Genomic DNA, 6,601 nt, shown 5'->3' with positions numbered 1-6,601 from the left:
TAATAGGCAGATTTGGAAAAAATGCAAATTCAGCACCTGATAGATATGAAAATGGGAACCTTGATTCCTGGGATTTAATGTCCCATGGATGTTTTATAACTGACCAGGACGGTAATGCAGGTGGTATAAGTTTCCCTTCACATATGAGTTCCTGGACAAAAGAATTCATGGGCTGGCTTGAATATTACATAACCTATAAAACGGGTACATACTGGGTACCTGCCCTCGAGCAAATGCAATACGGCGATGATGTGCTGGTTTATGATGTGCCGAAACAGCCTGGGATGAATAAGTATAGTTACATTCTGGAAGTGAGGAGCGAGAATGTGGGTGTTTGGGACAGATATTTGTATGGAAATAAGACGACACAGTCTGATATGTTAGTGATTTATCAGGTCAATACGACATCGATTGGGATCAGACATGATGTTGTAAATGTCTTTGAGGACGGCAGTGAAAACGATATGGTAATGTTATTACCCGAAGAATTCTATGCAGATTCATTTGCGGAAGTTGTAATTAAACTTGAGGCGAATATAGGAAATAAATCAAAAGGTTATGGAGGCAATGTCCAAATTGTAGATTCCAGCATTTCTAACCAGAATGGTGGTTCGATTTCAACTATTGGCAACCTGTCAGCCATCAGCACAATATCTTCTGCGCAGGATATGAATCTCACGTTACCCGACTATGACCTCCACGCTTTCGCTGTAGACGGCAGGCATGTCGGCATGAATTACACCACTGGTGTTTACGAGAACCAGATAATCGGTGCAACCGTGTCGGGAGATATGCTCGGTGGTGTTGAGTGGATATTCGTACCCGATTATGAAATGGTAAAATTCACTGTCAGCAACCGAGATAGTGAAGAATTTCTCAAGAAATATCCATTGGTAGAGAATGTCATTTCCGACATGAAATACAACCTCAATATATACCATGAGGATGACAAGAGCAACAGGTATTATGCAGGCGTAACCGATCAGAAGAATTTGCCGGGGAAAGAGCGCAATTACCTCTTTGATGTTGTGCAGAACCTTGATGGCACGTTCACAATAATCCTCGATCATGAACCGCCGATAATATCCCGTGTGAACCCTGCAAACAACAGTATTGCAGGTAAAGGATTCAACATATCTGCTAATTATATTGATGATGGAACGGGAGTCGATGTTAATTCAATCAAATTGAAGGTTGACGGCATAGATGTAACGACTCAAGCACTAGTGGCGGAATCATCATTGTTGTACACGCCTGCGCTTGAGGACGGTGAGTATTCGTTTGACTTAACGGTAGCAGACAATATGGAAAACGCAGCAACAGTTAACCATTCATTTACGGTCGACACAACGCCGCCCCATGTTGAGATAACTTATCCGAACAATAACTCGTTCGTACATCTAAATGTTGTGATACAAGGAATTGCCACCGATTTACATTCCGGCGCAGTAGCGATTGAGATTGACGGTATCAAAGTATCATACACATCAATATTTGCATGGGATACTACAAGCTACGTGGATGGCATCCATGAGATCAAGTTAACTGCAACTGATATTGTTGATAATACTAACAGCACATCCATAAAAGCGACAGTTGACAATACGCCACCTGAGATAACGCTCAACCTCATAAATGGTACCGAATATTATTCAGATGAAAAGTGGACTGCGGATTTCACTGCGACTGACAATCTTTCTGGAATAGAAACAACAACCATAACTGTTGATGGTAATCAATTGCAGAAAGGCGATATTGTTGATATGAGGTATTTGTCTCTGGGTGAGCATTCAGTAAATGCAGCAGCATACGACAGGGCAGGCAATTATAATTCTACATCTGCAATGTTCAGAATCAAGCCGCTTCCGGCAATAGTAGAAATAAGCCCGAAGACATTGAATATCAATAGCAGCGGTAACTGGATAACTGGATTCATTGAAGTGCCGGGTTATTCCCCTGAGCAGATAAATGTTTCCACCATCAGGTTGAACAAAACGATACACGCAGAAACTCGACCAAGCGATACAGGTGACAATAACAATAACGGCGTTTCTGACCTGATGGTGAAGTTTAACAGGTCGGAAATCCAGACGGTCGTAGAAATAGGTAATATCACGCTCCATATTACCGGCAAAGTAGATTATGCCGCATTCTCGGGGAACACTACTATCAGGGTGATCGGTAGTGCAATTTCAGATAAATCCAAAAAGAATACTAAAGGAATGGAAAATAATGACAGTGTATAAAAAAATATTTATAGTAATGATTTTTTTATTTCTTGTACCGATAAGTTGTGCTGAAATCGGGAACATTCCAGACACTAAAGAGGTCGCCCTATCATGGTCCCCGGATGGACAATGGATCTTATTTCATTCGTATGGTGTTATGAATGATGGCATATTTATAGTAAAGCCAGATGGTAGTGATCTACAGAAAATAGGGGGGGGAGAATACGCATCGTGGTCGCCTGATAATACAAAAGTTATATTTACAATGACTTTTTTTAATGGTTCAGATTTAAGCACGGGGAACACTGAAATTGCTCTATTGGACATTAAAACACAAAATATAACACGATTGACTTATGGTGGTGCGAAAAAAAGCATGGCTAAATTTTCTGCCGATGGTACCAAAATTGTTTTCAAGTCATATGATAATTATATTTATATTATGAATTCTGATGGCACTGAGCTAAAGAAACTAGTGGATTCTGCAGCATCTCCAAAATGGTCGCCCGATAGCAAGAAAATAGCATATTATACTTTCGAAGACCTGATTGAAATTTGGATAATAAATATTGATGGAACCAACAAGGAAAAAATATTTATTGATTACAAGTACCTCATTGGAGGTAAATATAGATGGACTGCTGATTCAAACTACCTTTTGCTGAATAACGGCTCCACCATCATTACCAAAGTAAATATTGACAATGCATCAGATATTGGATATATTTATGACCCTGTCGCTCCCTTAAATCCAGAATACTCACCGGATGGTAATTATATAACATTTATCTCCAATAGAGATGGTGGAGATTATGATCTCTTCGTTGCCCGCTCCAACGGCTCTGACCTTCACAGACTTGTCTATGATACCAACCCCAAGACACCATTCGACCCCGGTTATTTCGGCAAAATAGATCGACCCACACCGCCCCCATGGCCCACGCCTGAACCTAATCCCGTGGTAACTTCTACTGCTGAGCCTGCAAATATCTCCGCAGCAGAACAGACTTCATCTATTCCGGGATTCTCGGCACTTGCTGTGTTCGTGATTCTGGTGTCATTAGCTTCAATTAAGAGGAGAAAGTAAAATCAGCAATAATCAAGGAATTATGTGGAATATAGCAAGATATTCAGACGGGAGCCATACCACCAGGCTCACAGCCACAGATGTGGTCGGTAACTCAGCCAACACATCAATCAATGTTACTGTTGACAATACACCACCGAATGTATTGTTTAATCTCATAAATGGCACTGAGTTTTATTCGGATGAGTTATGGACGGTGGATTTCATGGCGGATGATAGTCTTTCCGGTATTGACACAGCGGTATTTACAATTGATGGAACCGAATGGAATAAAGGTGCTATTGTAGATATGAGATATTTGTCGCTGGGTAAACATGAAGTCATTGTTTCAGCATATGACAATGCAGGTAATTACAATACTACATCTGCCAATTTTACAATAAGACCACTTCAAGCAATTGTAGGGATCAGTCCAAAGACTTTGAATATAAACAGCAAAGGCAACTGGATTACAGGTTTTATTGAAGTACTAGGTTATTCACCAGAATTGATTGATATATCAACAGTGATTTTAAATAATTCGATATATGCGGAACCACAGCCTTTCGGTATTGGAGACAATAATGAGAATGGTGCTCCAGACCTGATGATAAAGTTCAACAGATCAGGAGTCCAGAATTTAATTCAAGCGGGAAATGTTACTCTCATTATTGAAGGAAGGGTGGATTATGCAGCGTTTTCAGGGTATACTCAGATAACAGTGATTGATAATCTCCATAATAAAGATACTAATGCAAATAAAGGCCAAGGAGATGGAAAATCATGACATTTCAAAAAAAATATCCATTCATTTTGTTACTTTTTTTCCAATTATTACTGGCAGTATCATGCAGTGCTGAAGTGGGGAATATTCCTGATACTGGTGAGAGTCAACCTTTTTGGTCTCCAGATGGACAAAAAATTTTATTTTCTTCTACTGGAGTTATGAGTGAAGGTTTATTTATGATAAAGCCTGATGGCAGTGAAATGATGAAGATAAGGACAGGGATTGACACCTCATGGTCTCCAGATGGAAATATAATTATGATAAATATTTTTAATGGTAGTAGAGATATTGTGCTTATGGATATAGAAACACAGAAAATGAATCGTCTAACTTATAATGAAAAATCTTTAGAAGAACATGTGCCAAAGTTCTCACCAAATGGCAAAAAAATTATATTCTGGGGCAAAAAAAACAGCAAGTGATGTCTATATTATGAATTCTGACGGCACCAACTTACAAAAAATCGTTGAGAATGCAAGTTCACCAGAATGGTCACCTAATGGTAAGAAAATCGCATACTATACTTTTAACGATCGAATTGAAATATATGTAATAAATCAAGATGGGTCTAATAACAAAAAAATATTTATAGATTATGGGTACAGTATCGGGAGTAGATACAAATGGACTCCCGATTCCAAATACCTCTTATTGAATAACGGTTCCAACACAATTACCAAAGTAAACGTTGACAACACATCAGATATCGAATACATCTACGACCCGGTAGCCCACTGGGACCCTGAATATTCCCCCGACGGCAACTATGTCACCTTTGTTTCCAGCATGGACGGAGGCAATTATGATCTTTTCGTCGCCCGCTCCAACGGCTCTGACCTTCACAGACTTGTCTATGATACCAATCCCAAGACACCATTTGACCCCGGTTATTTCGGCAAAATAGATCGACCCACACCACCCCCTTGGCCCACGCCTGAACCTACTCCCGTGGTAACTTCTGCTGCTGGACCGGAAAATACCTCATCAGCAGAACAGACTCCAGTTATTTCTGGACTATCGAAACTTACTGTGTTCATGATTCTGGTCTCATTGGCTTTAATTAAGAGGAGAATGTAAAATCAGCAAGCAATCCAGGAATTATGTGGGATATAGCAAGATATTCAAACGGCAGCCATACAATCAGGCTCACAGCCACAGATGTGGTCGGTAACTCAGCCAACACATCAATCAATGTTACCGTTGACAATACACCGCCGAATGTATTGCTTAATCTCACAAACGACACCGAGTTTTATTCGGATGAGTTATGGAATGTGGATTTCACTGCTACGGATAGTCTTTCGGGCATCGATACAGCAGTACTCACAATTGATGGAATCGAATGGCTTAAAGATGATATTGTAGATATGAGATACCTGTCGCTGGGTGAACATGAAGTCATAGTGTCAGCACATGATAATGCAGGCAATTACAACAGTATATCTGCCAATTTTACGATAAAACCACTTCAGGCAATTGTAGATGTCAGTCCAAAGACTTTGAATATCAATAGTAATGGCAACTGGATTACAGGTTTTATTGAAGTGACAGGGTATTCTCCAGAATTAATAGATATATCCACAGTGATTTTAAATAATACGACACATGCGGAAGCACAGCCTTTCGGTATTGGAGACAATAATGAGAACGGTGCTCCAGACTTGATGGTAAAGTTCAACAGATCAGAAGTCCAGGGTATAGTCCACGCAAGAGATGTTACACTTTATCTGGAGGGTAGGGTAGATGATGCAGCATTTTTGGGCGAAGCGCAGATAACATTGATTGATAATTCAGTGAATGAAAATGGAAATAAAGGGAAGGGGAAACAATGAAATTCATACGTTTTTTTGTCATATTTTTATTTTGTGGTATATAAAGTATAATTTTCTCCTTAAATCTTGATATCCCGAAACACATTCATACTTGACTTTCAAAGATACACGAATTGATGCCTAATTTTCATTGAAAATCGTTAGCATGCGACTATGCTGCAATTTTATAAGCGTATGGCCTAACTTTTTATATCACAATAATAACGTTATTGCTATCGATAGTTATAGATATCTATTTATATGTGTATGACCTAATATATTCATATGGTATCACTAAAGAAAAAGAACATCAAAGGTCATACCTATTGGTATGCTGTGGAAATGGCCCGAGTTGATGGCAAACCCAAACAAGTCTGGCAAAAATACCTTGGAACCGCAGAAAAGATTGTAGAACTGAAAGAAAAAGCAGCAGAATTACCTCACATCAAATTAAAATCATTTCAATATGGTAAAACAGCTGCCTTGCTTTCCATATCAGATGAACTAAACTTCATTGAAACCGTAAACAAACACACCGACAAAAAGAAAATTGAAGGGTTGACAGTTGGTGAATATCTCCTCTTAAACATCATCGGTCGATGTGATGGAGCACTATCAGAAAATTCCATGCAGAAATGGTTCGACACATCCTCATTGGACATACTGTGGAAATTTCCACACAAACTTACCTGCCAAAACTTCCTGAACC

7 protein-coding genes and 1 pseudogene are annotated in these 6,601 nt (G+C 39.3%); 7 read left to right on the top strand and 1 reads right to left on the bottom strand.

The features are described from left to right. Positions 1-2,246 (top strand): hypothetical protein (locus K0A89_12625; protein ID MBW6519326.1); only part of this gene is annotated, 2,246 nt, incomplete at its 5' end. After that, a complete protein-coding gene (locus K0A89_12620; GenBank protein MBW6519325.1) occupies positions 2,185-3,315 on the top strand; it encodes a hypothetical protein in 1,131 nt (376 codons plus the stop codon). The genes K0A89_12625 and K0A89_12620, both read left to right, overlap by 62 nt. A 12-nt stretch (positions 3,316-3,327) precedes the next feature. Here the strand turns inward: K0A89_12620 and K0A89_12615 are convergent, their stop codons facing one another. After that, the gene (locus K0A89_12615) at positions 3,328-3,474 is read right to left on the bottom strand and encodes a hypothetical protein (GenBank protein MBW6519324.1); all 147 of its coding nucleotides are present in this window, start codon (positions 3,472-3,474) and stop codon (positions 3,328-3,330) included. A gap of 46 nt (positions 3,475-3,520) precedes the next feature. Here K0A89_12615 and K0A89_12610 point away from each other — a divergent pair, with 46 nt between their 5' ends. From K0A89_12610 to K0A89_12590, 5 genes and pseudogenes are all read left to right on the top strand, one after another. Then, positions 3,521-4,081 carry a hypothetical protein gene (locus K0A89_12610; protein ID MBW6519323.1) on the top strand — a complete coding sequence of 187 codons (561 nt, stop codon included), beginning with the start codon at positions 3,521-3,523 and terminating at the stop codon, positions 4,079-4,081. Then, on the top strand, positions 4,078-4,503 hold the full coding sequence (locus K0A89_12605; protein MBW6519322.1) for a hypothetical protein: 426 nt from the start codon (positions 4,078-4,080) through the stop codon (positions 4,501-4,503). Before K0A89_12610 ends, K0A89_12605 begins: the two co-directional genes overlap by 4 nt. Then, positions 4,460-5,158: a hypothetical protein gene (locus K0A89_12600; GenBank protein ID MBW6519321.1), complete on the top strand. Its 699-nt coding sequence runs from the start codon at positions 4,460-4,462 to the stop codon at positions 5,156-5,158. Before K0A89_12605 ends, K0A89_12600 begins: the two co-directional genes overlap by 44 nt. 20 nt (positions 5,159-5,178) lie before the next feature. Continuing rightward, positions 5,179-5,913, top strand: a pseudogene (locus tag K0A89_12595) (hypothetical protein). Positions 5,914-6,177: 264 nt separating this feature from the next. Next, positions 6,178-6,601 (top strand): IS1634 family transposase (locus K0A89_12590; GenBank protein MBW6519320.1); only part of this gene is annotated, 424 nt, incomplete at its 3' end.

Source organism: ANME-2 cluster archaeon, assembly GCA_019429385.1.
GTDB lineage: Archaea > Halobacteriota > Methanosarcinia > Methanosarcinales > Methanocomedenaceae > Methanocomedens_B.
The sequence above is the reverse complement of the archived record's forward strand: the minus strand, read 5'-3'. Positions and strand labels throughout refer to the sequence as shown.